The organism is Streptomyces sp. 35G-GA-8 (assembly GCF_023534745.1).
In the GTDB taxonomy this organism is placed as follows: domain Bacteria; phylum Actinomycetota; class Actinomycetes; order Streptomycetales; family Streptomycetaceae; genus Streptomyces.
The window spans coordinates 114,083-131,328 of sequence record NZ_JAMHJQ010000019.1; the positions used below are offsets into that span (position 1 = coordinate 114,083).

The following is a 17,246-nucleotide window of genomic DNA, read 5'->3' on the forward strand; positions in this document are numbered from 1 at the left end:
CTCCACCCCTTGTCGCTCCCGGCCTCATTAGCACAGCCGAGGGGTTCCTGGGGCAGAAATCACGCACTGATGGCTTGATCCGCGTTTCGTCGCACAATTCCGGCCAACCATCGGCGACTTGTGGGTCCGCGGGCAACCCGGAGTGACGTCCTTCTGATCTCACAGGTGACACATAGATGACGCATGGGGCTCATCACGAAACGTCGGGATATTCCCGGCCGGTGGACCCCCCGCCATCCGTGCGCACCACTGTTGTTGTGGCACTCGCAGACGAGGAACCGATGACCAGACCTCACCACCACAGCCGTACGCGCCGATCGGCGATCGCCGCCGGGGCGGCGCTCGCGGTGATCGCGGGCGTGGCGGGAGCCGCGCCGTTCGCCGGAGCGGCGACTCCGGCAGGCCCCGAGCTCTCCCTTATCGCCGCCTCCAACTCCGTGATAATCGACCGCTACGAGGACGAACCGGGGGTCTATCTGGACCTCGGTACGTATGTCACCGCCGAGGGCGGACCCCTGGAGTTCCGGGTGACACGCGCGTCCTACAAGGACCCCGTGGTCGCCAAGCAGATCATCCGCAAGGGGAAGAAGACCACGACCAAGACCCTCCCCAAGGGTCTTGTGAAGGACTTCTCCGGTCTGCCGGGCTTCCTCCAGGTGACCGTCACCGACGCGGCGGGCGCGGCGGTCGTGAAGACCACCGAGACGTTCTGCCCGAACAACGCCTCGGGCCGGATCCGTCCGGACGCCCCGTCCACCTCGAAGTATCCCGAGAGCTGCTCCACCAACCCGTTCACGCTGGGTTCGGTGTGGGGCGTCGAGAACGGCTGGGCGACCAACACCAACCTGGGCTACTACTCCGAGCCGGTCGACCTGGCGCCCGGGGAGTACACCGCCAAGGTGTCCGTCGCCAAGAAGTACCGCGACCTGTTCGGCATGGCCGGCACATCGAAGTCGATCAAGGTCACGGTGCGCGAGCGCAAGTGGGACGAGGGAGGCGGGGTCGGAGCGGCTCCCTCGGGAGCCAGGGCCGCCGGTCACGCGGGTCATGGCGGTGGTCATGGCGGTCATGGCGCGCCGGCGGGGCACTCCGGCGCCTCGGCGCATGTGAGCAGCAACGGCCGCGGGGCCGACGCCCCGGCGCCGCCCGCGCTGCCGAACGCGCTCATGTCCGGCAAGGCCGCGGCCCATCTCGGCGACGGCCCCGGGCACACCGACGGTTCGCGGATCGCGCCCGCGCTCAAGCCCAACGCGAAGCGTCCGACCGGCCGCGCGAGCGTGCCCGACGTACCCAAGCCCGATCTGCGCGCGCTGCCGGCATGGGACATCTCCATCACCGACGGCGAGGACGGGGACATCCCCGGCAAGGACTATCTGGCCTTCAGCGCCAATGTGTGGAACGCCGGTCCCGCGCCGCTGGTCGTGGACGGTTTCCGCGGTCCCGGCAAGGACCTGATGGACGCCTACCAGTACTTCCACGACGCCAAGGGCAAGCAGGTCGGCTACGCGCCCGCCGGCACCATGGAGTGGGACGCGCGGCAGGGCCACGAGCACTGGCACTTCACCGACTTCGCCAGCTACCGCCTGCTGAGGGCCGACAAGAAGGAGGCCGTGCGCAGCGGGAAGGAGGCGTTCTGTCTGGCCAACACCGACGCCATCGACTACACCGTGAAGAACGCCAACTGGCACCCGAACAACACCGATCTGTCCACCGCCTGCGGTGTGCAGAGCTCCGTCTCCGTCCGTGAGGTGCTGGACGTCGGCTCCGGTGACACCTACACCCAGTACCGTCCCGGTCAGTCGTTCGACATCACCGACCTGCCGAACGGTACGTACTACATCGAGGTGCTCGCCAACCCCGAGCGCCGGCTCCACGAGACCAGCCTGTCCAACAACACCGCGCTGCGCAAGGTGGTGCTGAGCGGCAAGCCCGGCGCCCGCAAGGTGACCGTGCCCGCGCATGATCTGATCAACGCCCCCTGATCCAGAGGTTTTCGACGGCCGGGGGGTCCGGGCGGTGCGAGCCGTCCGGGCCCCCTTCCACGTGTTCCACCTGCTCATCCGGTGACATCGATGCGTGCGAGCCGCAGTGGGCCGCGCAGGGTGACCCGCAGGTCGTGCACGCCCGAGAGCGCGAATTCGGCGCGTGGGGTGGTGCGGTAGTCGTACGGTCCGCCGCCCGCCCGGACCTCGATCGCCGCGCGTGTCCCACCGTCGGCCGTGGTCAGGACGATCTCCCCCTCGCCCGCCGCGTCGAGGACGACCCCGCCTACGCCGTCCCCGAAGTCGCAGTCGCGGAAGAGCAGTTCGCCGGCCTTCCGCTCGCCGCCCGAGTCCCGCGGGGTCACCGCGTCGCCCGACACCTTGGTCCGGTCGACGATCTCGGTGCCGGTCTGCTCGTCGTAGTCGGCCGCCGCCAGTCCGTTCCGCCTCAGATCCCTCGCGCGGGGGGTGTCGCCCGGGACGGTGAGCCGGACGGAGCGGCGGATGTCCGCGCTGGAGGCCGCCGCCTCGAACACATACGTGCCCTCCGGTACGGTCCACGCGCCGCGCGCCACGTCGTAGTGGCCCAGTTCGTCTCTCCCGAGGGCCAGTTCGACGGTTCGGGACTCCCCCGGCCCGAGCGGTACGCGGGCGTGCGCGACCAGCTGACGGTGAGGACGCGGGACACGCGGAGCGGCCTGTCGTACGTACAGCTGCACCACCTCGTCGGCGGCGCGCGAGCCGGTATTGGTGACGGTGACGCGTGCCCGCAGCTCAGGTCCTGGCCGGCCGATCTCCAGGGCGTCGTAACGGAAGGAGGAGTACGACAGCCCATGGCCGAAGGCGTACAGCGGCGTGCCGTCGAAGTAGAGATAGGTCTGCCGCGAGCCGATGATGTCGTAGTCGAGGAGACCGGCCGGATCCGCGTCGTCCGCGTACCACGTCTGGGGCAGCCGTCCCGCCGGTGAGACATCGCCCGCCAGTACCCGCGCCAGCGCGGTGCCCGCCGCCTGGCCGCCGTGCGCGGTCCACAGCAGCGCCGGGAGCCCGGCCTGCGCGTCGGCCACCGCGTAGGGATAGCCCGAGGTCAGCACGAGCGCCGTGCGCGGATTGGCGGCGTGTGCGGCCCGCCACAGCCGGTCCTGGTGCGGTGGCAGGGCGAGGGTGCGGCGGTCCTCGGTCTCCCGGCCGTTGATGTGCGGGTCATTGCCCGCCATGACAACGACCACATCGGCGTCGGCCGCCGCGCGGGCCACCGCCTCCTCGCCGCGTTCCAGGACGACGATCTCGAAAAGTGTGCCGTGGCCGGCAACCTTCAGACCGTCGGCGGCGACCGATACGTACCCGCCGGTCCCCGCGTGTACAAGGAGGTGCCCGCCCTCGTGCTCTTCGAGCCGGAACGTCTCCTGGACCACCCAGCCGCCGGGCTGATCGGCGGAGGCCCGTACGTACCCGTCCTCGGCGACGGAGAGATAGCGGCGGTCGGGCGCGCGCAGGGTGATCAGACCGTGCCCCCAGTCGGTCAGCACCAGTTCGGTGGCCTCGGTGGCCGCGTCGGTGTCACAGGTCAGCGGCGAAATCGAGGGCACCCGGACCCAGCCGCCCGTCATGGCCCTGAGCGTGATCCGGTCCGCGCCGTCGGCGAAGACGACCCGGTCGGCACCGAAGCGTTCACGGAGCCCGTCGAACGGGGTGACACGCCGGATCAGGGTGCCGCTGTACCAGTCGAGTTTGCACTCGTCGGCGAGCGGACCGACCAGCGCGATACGGCGGCCGGGCGCGATCGGCAGCAGGCCGTCGTTCTTGAGCAGGACGACGGCCTGCTCGGCGGCCTCCTGGGCGAGCGCGCGGTGTCCGGGGGTGTCGAAGGCCGAGGTCTCCCGGTACGGATCGCGTTCCGGGTCGAACTCCCCGAGCGCGAACCGTACCGTCAGCTGCCGTCGCACCGCCGTATCGATATCCGCTTCACCGATCAGCCCCCGCTCCAGGGCGCCGCGGATCCGTCCGGTGATCACGGACGGGTCGGTGCCATGGTCGGTGAAGCTGTCGACGCCGGCGCGCAGCGCGGCCGCGGTGGCCTCCTCGTGGGTGTCGAAGTACGCCTCGGCGTCGACGAGATTGCTGGGCGCGCCCGCGTCCGAGCAGACCAGCAGCTGCTGGTCGGTCCAGCCGCGCGCGTGCTCCCGCAGCAGGGGCGAGAGATGGTTGGGACGCCCGTTGACCAGGTTGTACGCGGGCATGACACCGGCCACCGCACCCGCCTCGACGGCTCCGCGGAAGGCGCGCAGATCGTATTCGTGCAGGACACGGGGGCGGATGGAGGACGAGGTGGTGGCCCGGTCCGTCTCGTTGTTGTGCGCGAGCCAGTGCTTGAGCACCGGGGCCGTGCGCCAGTAGTCGGGGTGATCGCCGCGCAGACCCCGGGTATAGGCGGTGGCGAGGACGGAGGTCAGCCGGGGGTCTTCCGCGTAACCCTCCTCGTTGCGTCCCCAGAGCGGGTTGCGGAGCAGATTCACCGTCGGGGCCCACACGTTGAGCCCGACGCGGTCGTCCCGTGCGCGCATCGTCCGTATCTCCTGGGAGACGGCCTCCCCGATCCGGCGCACCAGTTCCTCGTTCCAGGTCGCGCCGAACCCGACGGCCTGCGGGAATACGGTCGCGGGCCCCATCCAGGCGACACCGTGCAGTGCCTCCTGTCCGGTACGGAACGCCGCGACGTCCAGGCGTTCCACCGCCGGGGCGAACTGATGCAGCAGGGCGGTCTTCTCATCGAGTGTCAGCCGCGCGAGCAGATCCTCGACGCGCGCGGCACGGGTCAGCCCGGGGTCACGGAAGGGCGGCTGGTCCTCGGTCACGGAGGGTTCTCCCTGGAGAAGGTCGGTAGGGCCGAAAGAGCCGGAAGAGGCCCCCGCTCGGCTTTCGAAGCGCTTCGATGCTCCGAGTCCGCCGGTCGGCTGTCAAGACATCCCGGGACGCCGGGCATCGCTGCCGCGTCCGGACAACTTCCCTTCGTTCTCGGCTTGTTGGGTGCGGTAGATCGAGCGGTGAGGAATCTTGGAGGCGACTCTTGTGCCTCCGGAAGGGTTCATTTAACCTCGCAGCAACATCGAAGCGCTTCGACAAATCTTCGACACCGCGGCCGACCGGTGGGCTTCCGCCGTACGTTGCCGCGCACCACGAAGGGTTTGACGCAATGACGCCGAAGTCCTCCTCCGCGCCGAGCAGGAGAAGCCTCCTCGCCTCCACCGCGGTCGCCGCCATCGCCGTGGCCGGCGGCGCACCGCTGCTCGCCGCCTGCGGCGGCACGCGGAGCGGCAAGAAGGAGGGCACCACCTCGGGGAAGGAAGCGCGGAAGATCCTTCCGGCCTTCGTGGCACGCGACGTCGTGGCGCCGGACATCCCGCCGGAGAACGGCTCCTCCGCGGGATTCACCCGGGCGATCGCCACCGCGGATCTCAAGGGCTCGGTGCCGCAGAAGCTCGGCGCGGGCAGCCGTATCACCATCATGTCGCCGTACTGGGGCACTCCGCCGTCCGGCGACAACCCGTACTACGCGGCCATGAACGACGCGATCGGGGTGCGGACCGTCTGGCAGAACCAGGACGGGAACACCTACGACGAGAAGCTCGGCGCCGTGCTCGCCTCCAGCGGGATCCCCGATGTGGTGATCGTGCCCGGATGGAATCTGACCGGCAAGATCCCCGGCGCCGTCAACGCCAAGTTCGAGGACCTCGGCCCGTATCTCTCCGGCGACAAGGTCAAGGACTTCCCGAATCTCGCGGCCGTGCCGACCGACGCGTGGCTTCGCTCGATCTTCGGCGGCGCGCTGCGCGGTATCCCGATGCCCGCCTCCTACGTCGTGAACATCGCGCCCTTCTACCGCAAGGACCTCTTCGAGAAGCGGGGATACGAACCGCCCCGCACGGCCGACGAGTTCCTTTCGCTCGCCAAGGAGATCACCAGCGCCAGATCGAAGGTGTGGGCCTGCGACGACATGAAGTGGACCGCCTTCAATATGTTCGGGGTGCTCTCCGGCAACGACAAGGCCCTGGGGTGGGACCTGGTCGAAGGCAAGCTGGTCAACCGCGTCGAGACCGCCGAGTATCTGGAGGCCCTGGAGTGGACGCGCAAGCTGTACGCCGCCGGGGTCGTCCACCCCGACGCCAAGGCCGTCCAGGGCGACGCCGGCAACCGGTTCACGGCCGGTCAGGTCCTGATCTACAACCAGGATCTCTCCCACTGGTACGCGAAGACCGTGGAGCAGGCGGCCACCCCCGGGTTCGCGATGGGCGCCCTGGACCTCTTCGGCCACGCGGGCGGCGACCCGACGCTCTACGCCGTTCAGCCCGCCGGCATCTGGGCCTTCGTCAAGAAGGGCTCCTCCGAGAGGCTGGTCAGGGATGTGCTGGCCATGGCCAACTTCACCGCCGCGCCGTACGGCACGAAGGAGCGCATGCTCACCGACTACGGCGTCGAGGGCACGCACTACACCGTCGAGAAGGGGCTGCCCGTCAAGAACGACAAGGGCACCATCGAGGTCGCGGGCACCTTCGACTACACCGGTGACCCGGCCGCGTATGTCGCCCACCCCGACCGGCCCGATATCGCCAGGGCTCAGGTGGAGTGGCAGCAGCGCATGGGGGCCTTCACCAAGAAGACCTCCTTCTACGGGCTGACCATCACCGAGCCCACGCGGTGGACCAATCTCGCCGATGACTTCGAGCAGTTGGAGGACGACATCGTCCGCGGCCGGAAGAAGATCGGGGACATGCGGCGGGCCGTCTCCGACTGGCGGAGCGGGGGCGGTGACCAGCTGCGCGACTGGTACGCGAAGCTGCTCGACGAGTCAGGACCGGCCGCGAACTGACAGGCGCCACACGACGCAGGGAGTTCAGGGTGTCGCAGAGCACGCTTCCGGACCCGGACGTACGCCGGCGCGCACGGCGCTCGCCCCGGCCGCCGCGGCGGAAGGGCGGCAACCGGCCGCCGAAGCGAGGAAGGGCTTCCGGACCGGCCACCCGGGTGCGGTGGCGCCGGGACCGGGCGCTGATCCTCATGACGCTTCCCGCACTGCTCCTGGTGCTCGTCTTCAGCTATCTGCCGATCCTCGGCAATGTGGTGGCCTTCCAGGACTACGACCCCTACCTCGGCGACAACGGCTTCGTCGCGATCCTGGAGAGCCCCTGGGTCGGTATCGACCAGTTCGCCCGGATCCTCGGAGACTCCGCGTTCTGGGCGGCCGTACAGAACACCCTGGTGCTGTTCTTTCTCCAGCTGGTGCTCTTCTTCCCCGTCCCCATCCTGTTCGCGCTGCTGATCAACAGTCTCGTACGGCCCAGGGTGCGTGCGGTCGCCCAGGCCGTGATGTATCTGCCGCACTTCTTCTCCTGGGTCCTGGTCGTCACCGTCTTCCAGCAGATCTTCGGCGGCGCGGGGATCATCGCCCAGACACTGCGGCGCCATGGCGTCGAGGGTTTCGACCTGATGACCGACCCCGGCCTCTTCAAGTTCCTGCTGACGGCCGAGGGTGTCTGGAAGGACGCCGGGTGGGGCGTCATCGTCTTCCTCGCGGCGCTCGCCTCCGTCAACCACGAGCTGTACGAGGCAGCGGCGATGGACGGTGCGAACCGCCGGCGCCGGATGTGGCATGTCACCCTGCCCGCCCTGCGCCCGGTGATCGCCCTGCTGCTGGTGCTGCGCGTCGGCGACGCGCTGACGGTCGGCTTCGAGCAGATCCTGCTCCAGCGCGACGCGGTGGGACGCGACGCGGCGGAGGTGCTGGACACGTTCGTGTGGTGGACGGGCATCCGGAATCAGGACTTCGGCTACGCGGCCGCCGCCGGTCTGATCAAGGGCGTCATCGGTCTGGGGCTGGTGCTCACGGCCAACAAGGTCGCCCATCTCATGGGCGAGCAGGGGGTGTACAAGAAATGAGCCCCACCGGGACCGCCGCCCCCACCGACCCCGCGTCCGCCGACTCCGCGTCCGCCGCCCCGCGTGGCCGCCGTTTCTGGTCCGCCCCGCCGCGTCCGGTCTGGGAGGAGAAGCCCACCAGGGCCGGCCTCGCGGGCAAGGGCATCGCCCTCTCGGCCGCCTGTCTGGCCATCCTCTTCCCGCTCTGGATCGTGATCGTCACCAGCCTGTCCTCGCGGCGCACCATCGACGCGGCCGGCGGTCTGGTGATCGTGCCCAGGGATCTCACCCTCATCGCGTACGAGGAGCTGCTGAGCGGTGGTCAGGTGCAGCGCGCCGCCCTGGTCAGCCTGGGAGTGACGGTCGTGGGCACGGCCTTCAGCATGGTGGTGTCCGTCCTGTGCGCGTACGGGCTCTCCCGTACGAACTCACTCGGCCACCGCTGGATCCTGATGACGCTGCTGGCCACCATGTTCTTCGGGGCCGGTCTGATCCCGACCTATCTCCTCGTCCAGGCGCTGGGTTTGACCGACACCTATCTGGCGCTGATCCTGCCGGGCGCGGTGAGCGTCTTCAATGTCCTGGTCCTGCGCTCGTTCTTCATGAACATCTCCCCGGAGCTGATCGACAGCGCGCGGATCGACGGCGCGGGCGATCTCCGGATCCTGTGGCGGATCGTCCTGCCGCTCTCCCGCGCCGTGATCGCGGTCATCGCGCTCTTCTACGCGGTCGGCTACTGGAGCGCCTGGTTCAACGCGTCGATCTATCTGACGGACCAGGACATGATGCCGCTGCAGAACGTCATGATCCAGCTGGTGCAGAAACAGGAGCCGCCGACGGGCCTGGGACAGCGGATCAAGACCGGTCAGCTCTCCCCGCTCGCCGTGCAGATGGCCGTCATGGTGCTGGCGCTGCTGCCTGTCGCCGTCGCCTCGCCCTTTGTCCAGAAGCACTTCAGGAAGGGCATGCTCACGGGCGCCGTCAAGGGCTGACGCGCCACCGGGCCTGCTCGCGCACGACCTCACCAGGTGCCGCCCCGGCGCGCACGCCCCCACGACGGAAGGTGACGTCATGTCCGATCCGACGCATGGACCCCGCAGACGTACGGTGCTCGGCACCGCCTCAGGAACAGTGGCGGCCCTCGCGCTGACCGGCGCCCCGGCGATGGCCGCCCCCCGGCACTCCCCCGTCGCCGCCGACCGGGCGGCGGCGGAGCAGCCGTACCGCTGGCGCACGGTCACCATCGGTGGCACCGGCTTCCTCACCGGCGTGCTCTTCCACCCCGCGGTCAAAGGACTGGCCTACGCCCGTACCGATATCGGCGGCGCCTACCGCTGGGACGACGCGGCCCAGCGCTGGACACCGCTCACCGACCATCTCGGCTGGGACGACTACCATCTGCTCGGCGTCGAGGCCATGGCCGTCGATCCGAACCAGCCCGACCGGCTCTATCTCGCTCTCGGCGCCTATACGCAGTCCTGGGCCGGCCATGGCGCCGTGCTGCGGTCGAGCGACCGGGGTGCCACCTGGAGCCGTACCGCCCTGCCCGTGAAACTCGGCGGCAACGAGGACGGCCGGGGCGCGGGCGAGCGGTTGCTCGTCGACCCCCGCAACGGCGACACCCTCTATCTGGGCACCCGCCATGACGGACTGCTCGTATCGACCGACCGGGGCGCGACCTGGGCCGCCGCCGCCTTCCCCGCCGCCGCGAACGCCTCAGGTCAGGGCATCACCTTCCTGGTGGCCGCCGGGCGCCTGGTGTACGCGGGATGGGGCGACGGCGGCAGCGCGCTCTACCGTACGAGCGACGGCGTGGCATGGCAGGCCGTCCCCGGTCAGCCGTCGGGCGCGGCGGCGCGGGTGCCGATCCGCGCGGCCTTCGACGCGAACTCCCGTTCCCTGTATGTCACCTACGCCAACGGGCCGGGCCCCAACAACCAGACCGACGGCTCGGTCCACCGGCTCGACACCGCCACCGGTGTCTGGACCGATGTGACCCCCGTCCGGCCATCGGGGGGCGACGCCTTCGGATACGGGGGCGTGGCGGTGGACGCGCGGGTCCCGGGTACGGTCGTCGTCTCCACCAACAACCGCTGGGGCCCGGTCGACACCCTCTACCGCTCCACCGACGGCGGCGGGAGCTGGGTCTCGCTCAAGGACACCGCGACGCTCGACATCCGCGAGACTCCGTATCTCGGCTGGGGTGCCACGCCCAAGTTCGGCTGGTGGATCCAGACCGTCGCGATCGATCCGTACGACTCGAAGCACCTCGTGTTCGGCACGGGCGCCACCCTGTTCGCGACCCGCGATCTGGTGCGCTGGGCGCCCTGGATCCGCGGTCTGGAGGAGTCCGCGGTACGACAGCTCGTCTCACCCGCCTCCGGAGCCGCCCCTCTGCTCAGCGGTCTCGGCGACATCGGGGTGATGTACCACGAGTCGCTTGCCGTCTCGCCGTCCCGGGGCATGGCCACGAATCCGGTCTTCGGCACGGCGACCGGTCTGGCGCTCGCCACCCTGAAGCCGGGCTATGTGGTGCGCACCGGCTGGGGCGACCACGGGAACGGCGCCTCTTCGACGGACGGCGGCCAGAGCTGGCGGCCGTTCGCCGGACAGCCCGCGATCGCGTCGACCGCTCCCGGGCCGATCGCGGTGAGCTCGGACGGCGCCACGCTGCTGTGGTCGTTCGTCCACTGGGACGGTACGCGGCATCCCGGCTTCCGCTCCACGGACGGGGGCGCGGGCTGGAGCGAGGTGGCCACCTTCCCCCGGGGCGCGGTGCCGGTCGCCGACCCGGTCGACCCGCGGTGTTTCTATGTGTACGACACGGACGGCGGCGCCGTGTACCGCTCCACGGACGCGGGGGCGACGTTCGCGCGCGGCGCGGGCGGACTGCCGTCCGGGGATGTGCAGTTCCGGATCGCGGCGGCGCCGGGACGGACCGGTGATCTCTGGCTGTCGGCCAAATGGAACGGACTGTTCCGGTCGACGGACGGCGGTCGTTCCTTCACCAAGGTCACCAGCTGCTGGGCCTCGTACGCCCTCGGTTTCGGCAGGGCGGCCCCGGGGACGGCCTATCCCGCCGTCTTCCAGACCGGCGCGACGGAGAACTTCGTCGGGGTGTACCGCTCCGACGACGCGGGGGCCGGCTGGATCCGGATCAACGACGACGCCCATCAGTGGGGCTGGACCGGTGAGGTGATCACCGGCGATCCCCGTGTCCATGGCCGTGTCTATCTGGGCACCAACGGCCGCGGCATCCAGTACGGGGACCCCGTCTGATGCCGTCCCTGGACGACGCCACGCGGGGCCGTGTGCTCTTCGGCGGCGACTACAACCCGGAACAGTGGCCCGAGGAGACCTGGGCCCAGGACGTGCGGCTGATGAGGGAGGCCCGGGTCAACTCCGTCACCCTCGGGGTGTTCTCCTGGGCGAAGCTGGAACCCCGGCCGGGCGCACGGGACTTCGGCTGGCTCGACCGGCTGATGGACCTCATGGCGGAGAACGGCATCGGGGTCGTCCTGGCCACCCCGACCGCCTCTCCGCCGCCGTGGATGGGGTCGCGCCATCCGGAGACCCTGCCGCGTGACGAGGACGGCCGGATCGTGTGGTGGGGCTCGCGGCAGCAGTTCTGCCCCAGCTCACCCGTCTACCGCGGGTACGCCGGGGCCCTCACCGACGACCTCGCGGCGCGGTACGGCGGCCATCCGGCGCTGCGCATGTGGCACATCAACAACGAGTACTGCACCCACTGCTGGTGCGACGAGACCGCACGCCACTTCCGTGAGTGGCTGCGCGCCAGGCACGGCACTCTCGACGCGCTCAACGAGTCGTGGGGCACCGCCTTCTGGAGCCAGCGTTACGACCGCTGGGACGAGGTCATCCCGCCCCGGCGCGCCCAGTATCTGCGCAACCCCGGGCATACCCTCGACTTCCGCCGCTTCACCTCGGACGCGCTGCTGGAGTGTTACACCGCGGAACGCGACATCGTCGTGCGCCACACCCCGGACACCCCGGTGACCAGCAACTTCATGCCGTTGTGGAGCGGTCAGGACGGCTGGGGGTGGGCGGAGCGCGAGGATGTGGTGTCCGTCGACATCTACCCCGACCCGAGGGATCCGTACGGCGGCCAGTACAACGCGATGCTCGGCGATCTGACCCGCTCCCAGGCGCGGGGTCCCTGGGTACTGATGGAACAGGCGGCGGGGTCCGTCAACTGGCGGGGCGTCAACCACCCCAAGCCGGCCGGCCTCAACCGGCTGCTGTCCTGGCAGTCGGTGGCACGGGGCGCCGACGCCATCTGCTACTTCCAGTGGCGCCAGTCCCGGCAGGGCGCGGAGAAGTTCCACTCCGGGATGCTCGGCCACGCCGGTGAACAGGGCCGCACCTTCCAGGAGGTCAAACGCATCGGGGCGGAACTGGACCGACTGGGGCCGGACTTGACGGGCACGCACACCGTCGACGAGATCGCCGTGCTGCACGACTGGGATTCCTGGTGGGCGGACCAGCAGGACGGCCGGCTCTCGTCCCGTCTCGACTACCCGGCGGTCCTGCGCGCCTGGCACCGCGCCCTGTGGGAGTCGAACCTCCGCACCGGCTTCGCCCGTCCCGATCACGACCTGAGCGGGTACCGGCTGGTGGTGGCGGCGCACTTGTATCTGCTGACGGACGCCGCCATCGACAACCTGGTCCGCTACGTACGCGACGGCGGCACCCTCGTGTCCGGCTTTCTGACGGGCGTCGCCGACGAGGACGACCGGGTGCGGGCGGGCGGGATGGACGCCCGGCTGCGCGCACTGTTCGGCATCGGCACCGTCCATGAGTGGTGGCCGCTGGACGCGGACGAGACCGTGGAGTGCGACGGCTTCCGGGCCACCCTGTGGTCCGAGGAGCTGGAGGTGTCGACGGCCGAGACCGTCGCCTCGTACACGAGCGGGGAGCTGGCCGGGCTGCCGGCCGTCCTGCGCAACGGCCGTGCCTGGTATGTCTCCACACTCCCCGAACCGGAGGCGCTGCGTGCGCTGCTCGCCCGGGTGGCGGACGGCGCGGGCGTCCGGCCCGTGCTGGAGGGGGTGCCCGACAGGGTGGAGGCGGTACGCCGGGGCGGGCTGCTCTTTCTGTTCAACCACGGCACGAAGGACGTCACCGTCGCGGTCGACGGCACGTACCGGGAGTTGCTCGGCGATCACGCGGTCGACGGGTCGGTCGAGCTGGGCCGCCACGGTGTGGCAATCCTCCGCGCGAGCGGACGCCGTGATGAACCCCCGAGTTGCTGAACCACTGAGCCACTGAACCACCGGGCCACCGGGCCACCGAGGAATCGCCGACCCGCTGTCGTACGGTGGTCCCGACTTCGTCACGAACAGCTTCTCGGTTCCGGGCGGCTGACGCGGCATCAGCTCCGCCGGGACGGCGGATCCCCGGGGACGGCCCGGGGACCCGCGCTCTCCCTCACGGTCAACTCGGGCCGCAGCAGAAGGACTTCGTCCGTGCCCCGGCCCGCGAGTTTGGCGACCACCTGTTCGACCGCGTGCCGTCCCATCTCCTGCGCCGGGACGGCGACCGAGGTCAGGGGGACGGAGGCATGCACGGCGACCTGATCGGGGCAGATGGCCACCACCGAGATGTCCTCCGGCACCGCGCGCCGCTGCTGGCGCAGCAGGGCCAGCAGCGGGTCGGTGGCCGCCTCGTTCTGGACGATGAACGCGGTGGTGCCGGGACGTTCGTCGAAGATCCGGCCGACGGTGGCGGAAACGGCCGCGTAACTGCCCTCGCAGGGCCGGTGCAGCAACCGCAGCCCCAGCTCCCCGCTGCGCTCGCGCAGACCGCTCAGCGTACGTTCGGCGAAGCCGGTGAGGCGTTCGTACACTCCCGGGGCCTCGCCGATGACCGCTATCTCGCGATGGCCGAGCCCGGCCAGATGCTCCGCGCACACCGCGCCGGCGGCGGCGAAATCGAGGTCCACACAGCTGAGTCCGGTGGTGTCGGCGGGCAGTCCGATGAGCACCGAGGGGCGCCGCGCCTCCCGCAGCAGGGGCAGCCGGTCGTCGTGCAGCTCCACATCCATCAGGATCATCGCGTCGGCGAGGGCGCTGCCCTCGATCCGGCGCACCGCCGCCGGCCCCTCCTCGCCGGTCAGCAGCAGTACGTCGTAGCCGAAGGTACGGGCCGTGGTGGCGACCGCGATGGCGATCTCCATCATCACCGGTACGTACATGTCGGTGCGCAGCGGCACCATGAGCGCGATGATGTTCGACCGGCTGCTGGCCAGCGCGCGGGCACCGGCGTTGGGGTGGTAGCCGAGCTGTTCGATGCTGCGCTCGACCCGTTCCCGGGTGGAGGCCGAGATGGACCGCTTGCCGCTGAGGACATAGCTCACCGTGCTGGCGGACACTCCGGCATGCTGAGCGACATCGGCGAGGGTGACCATTCAGCTCTCCAGGCAGGCCGGTTGAGGTGTGAAGCGCTTCGACAAGCATGGGCAGATATGCCTTTGAGATTAAAGGGCATGGTGATGACCTGTCCACAGTCGGATCGAAGCGCTTCGACACTCAGCTACGGCACTCGGCTTCAGCCCCTACCGCCACGAAGAGCGGGTCCGGCCGACTCGGCCGGACCCGCTCCCACGGAAGTGACTTCCGGCTATGTCACCAGCTCCGTGCGCGCGCCGACCGCGGTCGCCCAGTCGGCGCCCTCGGCCACCAGCGCGCGGTAAGGACGGGCCGCCCGCGCCATATTGACGGAGACCGCGCCGCAGACCCGGCCCTCGCGCCCGTAGAGCGCGATGAGCTTGCGGTCCACGACAGCGCCCTCCACGACGCGCACCTCGTCGGCGTCCCGCGTACGGCCGAAGATCTGCACCTTCAGGTCGTACTGATCGGACCAGACATACGGAACGGGAGCGAACGGAACGGCCGCCGCGGGCCCGGCCAGAATGTTCCTGGCGACGGCGAGGCCCTGTTCGGCGGCGTTCGTGCGGTGCTCGATCCTGGTCGGAGCGCCGGTGCGCGGGTGCAGCCAGCACGCGACATCGCCGGCCGCCCAGACCCCCGACCCGGCGTACAGGGTGGGATCGCACTCCACCCCGTCGCCGACCGGAAGACCGCTCCCTTCCAGCCAGCCGGTGCTGGGCCTGGCCCCGATCCCGACCAGTACCGCGTCCGCGGGGAGCGTACGGCCGTCGGCCAGGCGCACCCCGGTGACACGGCCGCCCTCGGCGGCGATCCCCTCGACGAGCACGCCGGTCTCCAGCCGTACTCCGTGCTCGCGATGCACCTCGGAGAGCATCGCGCCCAGTTCCGGACCGAGTACGTCGGACAGCGGCATCGGGACATCGCTGACCATGGTGACCTCGGCGCCCAGTTCACGGGCCACGGCGGCGGCCTCGCAGCCGACGAAACCCGCCCCGACGATGACGAGCCGCGGCCGGCCGCGCAGATCGTCCCGCAGACCGAGGGCGTCCTCCAGGGTGCGCAGCACATGCACCCCGGCGATGCCTTCCGTACCGGGCAGCCGGCGGGCGGCGGCGCCGGTCGCCACCACGAGGGCGTCGTAGCCGATCCGTTCACCGTCGGCCAGGACGACCTCGCGCGCCGTGGTGTCCAGGGACGTCGCCCTGACACCGAGCCGCAGATCGAGCCGTAGGTCCGTCAGTACGTCCTCGCCGCGCAGCCGCAGCCGCTCGGGTTCCCAGGCGCCCGACAGCAGCTGCTTCGACAACGGCGGTCTGTCGTAGGGGAGATGGACCTCCTCACCGATGACGGTGATACGCCCCTCGAAGCCGGCCCTGCGCAGCCCCTCGGCGGTGGACATACCCGCCGCCGAGGCGCCGACGACGGTCACATGCCGGACCTCGCCCACTCCCGCTCCGCTCACTATCGCTCCAGTCGGATCGCGGCGGCCGGACAGATGAGCGCGGCCTCGCGTACCTGCTCGTGCAGCGCGGCCGGCGGCCGCGCGTCGAGAATGAATGCTATGCCGTCCTCGTCACGCTGGTCGAACACTTCGGGGGCGACGTTGACGCACTGTCCCGCTCCGCAGCACTTGTCCTGGTCGAGCTCGATTTCCATGATCTCCCTCTCCACTCCGGCGCTCACCAGGCCACCGGAAGCGCGTACACCCCGTACACGGCCATGTCGCCACGGAAGCGGATGTCCTCGAACGGCACGTCGAGCCGCAGCTCCGGCAGCCGGCGGATGATGGTCGCCAGAGCTATCTGGAGCTCCACCCGGGCCAGTGGCTGGCCCAGGCACTGGTGCACTCCGAAGCCGAAGGCGACATGGCGGCGCGCGTCCCGGGCCACATCGAGGTTCCCGCCGGACGGGAAGACATCCGCGTCGCGGTTGGCGGTGTTGAGGGTGCAGATGACCCCCTCGCCCGCGCGGATCGTCCGGCCGCCGACGGTGACATCCTCGGTGGCGGCCCTGGTGACGCCGTTGTGCACGATGGTCAGATAGCGCAGCAGTTCCTCGACCGCCCCCTTCACCAGCGAGGGGTCCTCCTGGAGCCGGGTCCACTGGTCGGGTTCGCGCAGCAGCGCGAGCACCGACAGCGCGGTCATGTTCGCGGTCGTCTCATGGCCGGCGATCAGCAGCAGCAGCCCCATGGACGCCGCCTCGCTCACGCTGAGTTCGCCCCGGGCCGTCAGCCGGCTGATGATGCCGTCGTCCGGCGTGTGCTCCTTGGCCTTCGCCAGTGCGATCAGGTACTCGCGCAGTTCGTCGCTGGCGGCCAGGATCTCGGTCTCCGTCGACGCGTTGTGCAGCAGGACCCGGCTGCGCTCCTGGAAGTAGTCGTGGTCCTCGTAGGGCACCCCGAGCAGACGGCAGATCACCAGGGACGGCAGCGGCAGCGCGAACTCCGTCACCAGGTCGGCCGCCGACCCGGAGGCGGTCATCCGGTCCAGCAGATCGTCGGTGAGGCGCTGGATCTCGGGGCGCATCGCGTCGATCTTCTTGACCATGAAGTCGGCGGTGAGCATCCGGCGCAGCCGGGCGTGGTCCGGGTCGTCCATCCGGATGAAGCTCGCCTCGCCCGAGGACAGCTTCTTGCGTGCGGGGGTGAGGAAGGGATACCCGGGGCGGGTTGCCTCGGCGCTGAACCTCGGGTCGCCGAGGACCGCGCGGACGTCTTCATGACGAGTGATCAGCCAGCACTGGGAGCCGTCCCAGAGCGTCACCCGGGTCACGGGGGCCTCCTCGCGCGCCTGTTCGTACTCGGGAGGCGGGGAGAAGGGGCAGGCGCCCCGGGAGGCGGGGGCGGTGAGGCGAGGGGGGTGGTCGGTAACGGTCATGGGGGGTTCTCCTTCGCACAGAGTGCGGATGGATTCCAGGGAGACCGAGCTGTGAGCGAATT

The 17,246-nt window shown here is 70.2% G+C and carries 11 protein-coding genes; 6 read left to right on the plus strand and 5 right to left on the minus strand.

The window, feature by feature from the left end:
• The first annotated feature begins 281 nt into the window (after positions 1-281).
• A complete protein-coding gene (locus tag M1203_RS33540) occupies positions 282-1,982 on the plus strand; it encodes a lysyl oxidase family protein (RefSeq protein ID WP_249953624.1) in 1,701 nt (566 codons plus the stop codon).
• A gap of 74 nt (positions 1,983-2,056) precedes the next feature.
• On the opposite strand, the gene M1203_RS33545 is transcribed toward M1203_RS33540, so the two are convergent.
• The gene (locus M1203_RS33545; protein ID WP_249953625.1) at positions 2,057-4,837 is read right to left on the minus strand and encodes a glycoside hydrolase family 3 C-terminal domain-containing protein; all 2,781 of its coding nucleotides are present in this window, start codon (positions 4,835-4,837) and stop codon (positions 2,057-2,059) included.
• 338 nt (positions 4,838-5,175) lie between these two features.
• Here M1203_RS33545 and M1203_RS33550 point away from each other — a divergent pair, with 338 nt between their 5' ends.
• From M1203_RS33550 to M1203_RS33570, 5 genes are all read left to right on the plus strand, one after another.
• Positions 5,176-6,849, plus strand: a complete 1,674-nt coding sequence (locus tag M1203_RS33550; protein WP_249953626.1) for an extracellular solute-binding protein — start codon at positions 5,176-5,178, stop codon at positions 6,847-6,849.
• A 29-nt stretch (positions 6,850-6,878) separates the two neighbouring features.
• Positions 6,879-7,916: an ABC transporter permease subunit gene (locus tag M1203_RS33555; RefSeq protein WP_249953627.1), complete on the plus strand. Its 1,038-nt coding sequence runs from the start codon at positions 6,879-6,881 to the stop codon at positions 7,914-7,916.
• Positions 7,913-8,887 (plus strand): carbohydrate ABC transporter permease, encoded by a 975-nt coding sequence (locus M1203_RS33560; protein WP_249953628.1) that lies wholly within the window; start codon positions 7,913-7,915, stop codon positions 8,885-8,887. Before M1203_RS33555 ends, M1203_RS33560 begins: the two co-directional genes overlap by 4 nt.
• A gap of 79 nt (positions 8,888-8,966) precedes the next feature.
• The gene (locus M1203_RS33565; protein WP_249953629.1) at positions 8,967-11,174 is read left to right on the plus strand and encodes a sialidase family protein; all 2,208 of its coding nucleotides are present in this window, start codon (positions 8,967-8,969) and stop codon (positions 11,172-11,174) included.
• Positions 11,174-13,168: a beta-galactosidase gene (locus tag M1203_RS33570; protein WP_249953630.1), complete on the plus strand. Its 1,995-nt coding sequence runs from the start codon at positions 11,174-11,176 to the stop codon at positions 13,166-13,168. Before M1203_RS33565 ends, M1203_RS33570 begins: the two co-directional genes overlap by 1 nt.
• 119 nt (positions 13,169-13,287) lie before the next feature.
• Here M1203_RS33570 and M1203_RS33575 read toward each other — a convergent pair whose 3' ends face one another.
• From M1203_RS33575 to M1203_RS33590, 4 genes are all read right to left on the minus strand, one after another.
• Positions 13,288-14,322 (minus strand): LacI family DNA-binding transcriptional regulator, encoded by a 1,035-nt coding sequence (locus tag M1203_RS33575; protein WP_249953631.1) that lies wholly within the window; start codon positions 14,320-14,322, stop codon positions 13,288-13,290.
• Between the two features lie 212 nt (positions 14,323-14,534).
• On the minus strand, positions 14,535-15,767 hold the full coding sequence (locus tag M1203_RS33580; protein WP_308404945.1) for an FAD-dependent oxidoreductase: 1,233 nt from the start codon (positions 15,765-15,767) through the stop codon (positions 14,535-14,537).
• Positions 15,767-15,961 (minus strand): ferredoxin, encoded by a 195-nt coding sequence (locus M1203_RS33585; protein ID WP_249953632.1) that lies wholly within the window; start codon positions 15,959-15,961, stop codon positions 15,767-15,769. The genes M1203_RS33580 and M1203_RS33585 overlap by 1 nt, the downstream gene beginning before the upstream one ends.
• Before the next feature lie 23 nt (positions 15,962-15,984).
• Positions 15,985-17,184: a cytochrome P450 gene (locus tag M1203_RS33590; RefSeq protein WP_249953633.1), complete on the minus strand. Its 1,200-nt coding sequence runs from the start codon at positions 17,182-17,184 to the stop codon at positions 15,985-15,987.
• Between the last annotated feature and the right edge of the window lie 62 nt (positions 17,185-17,246).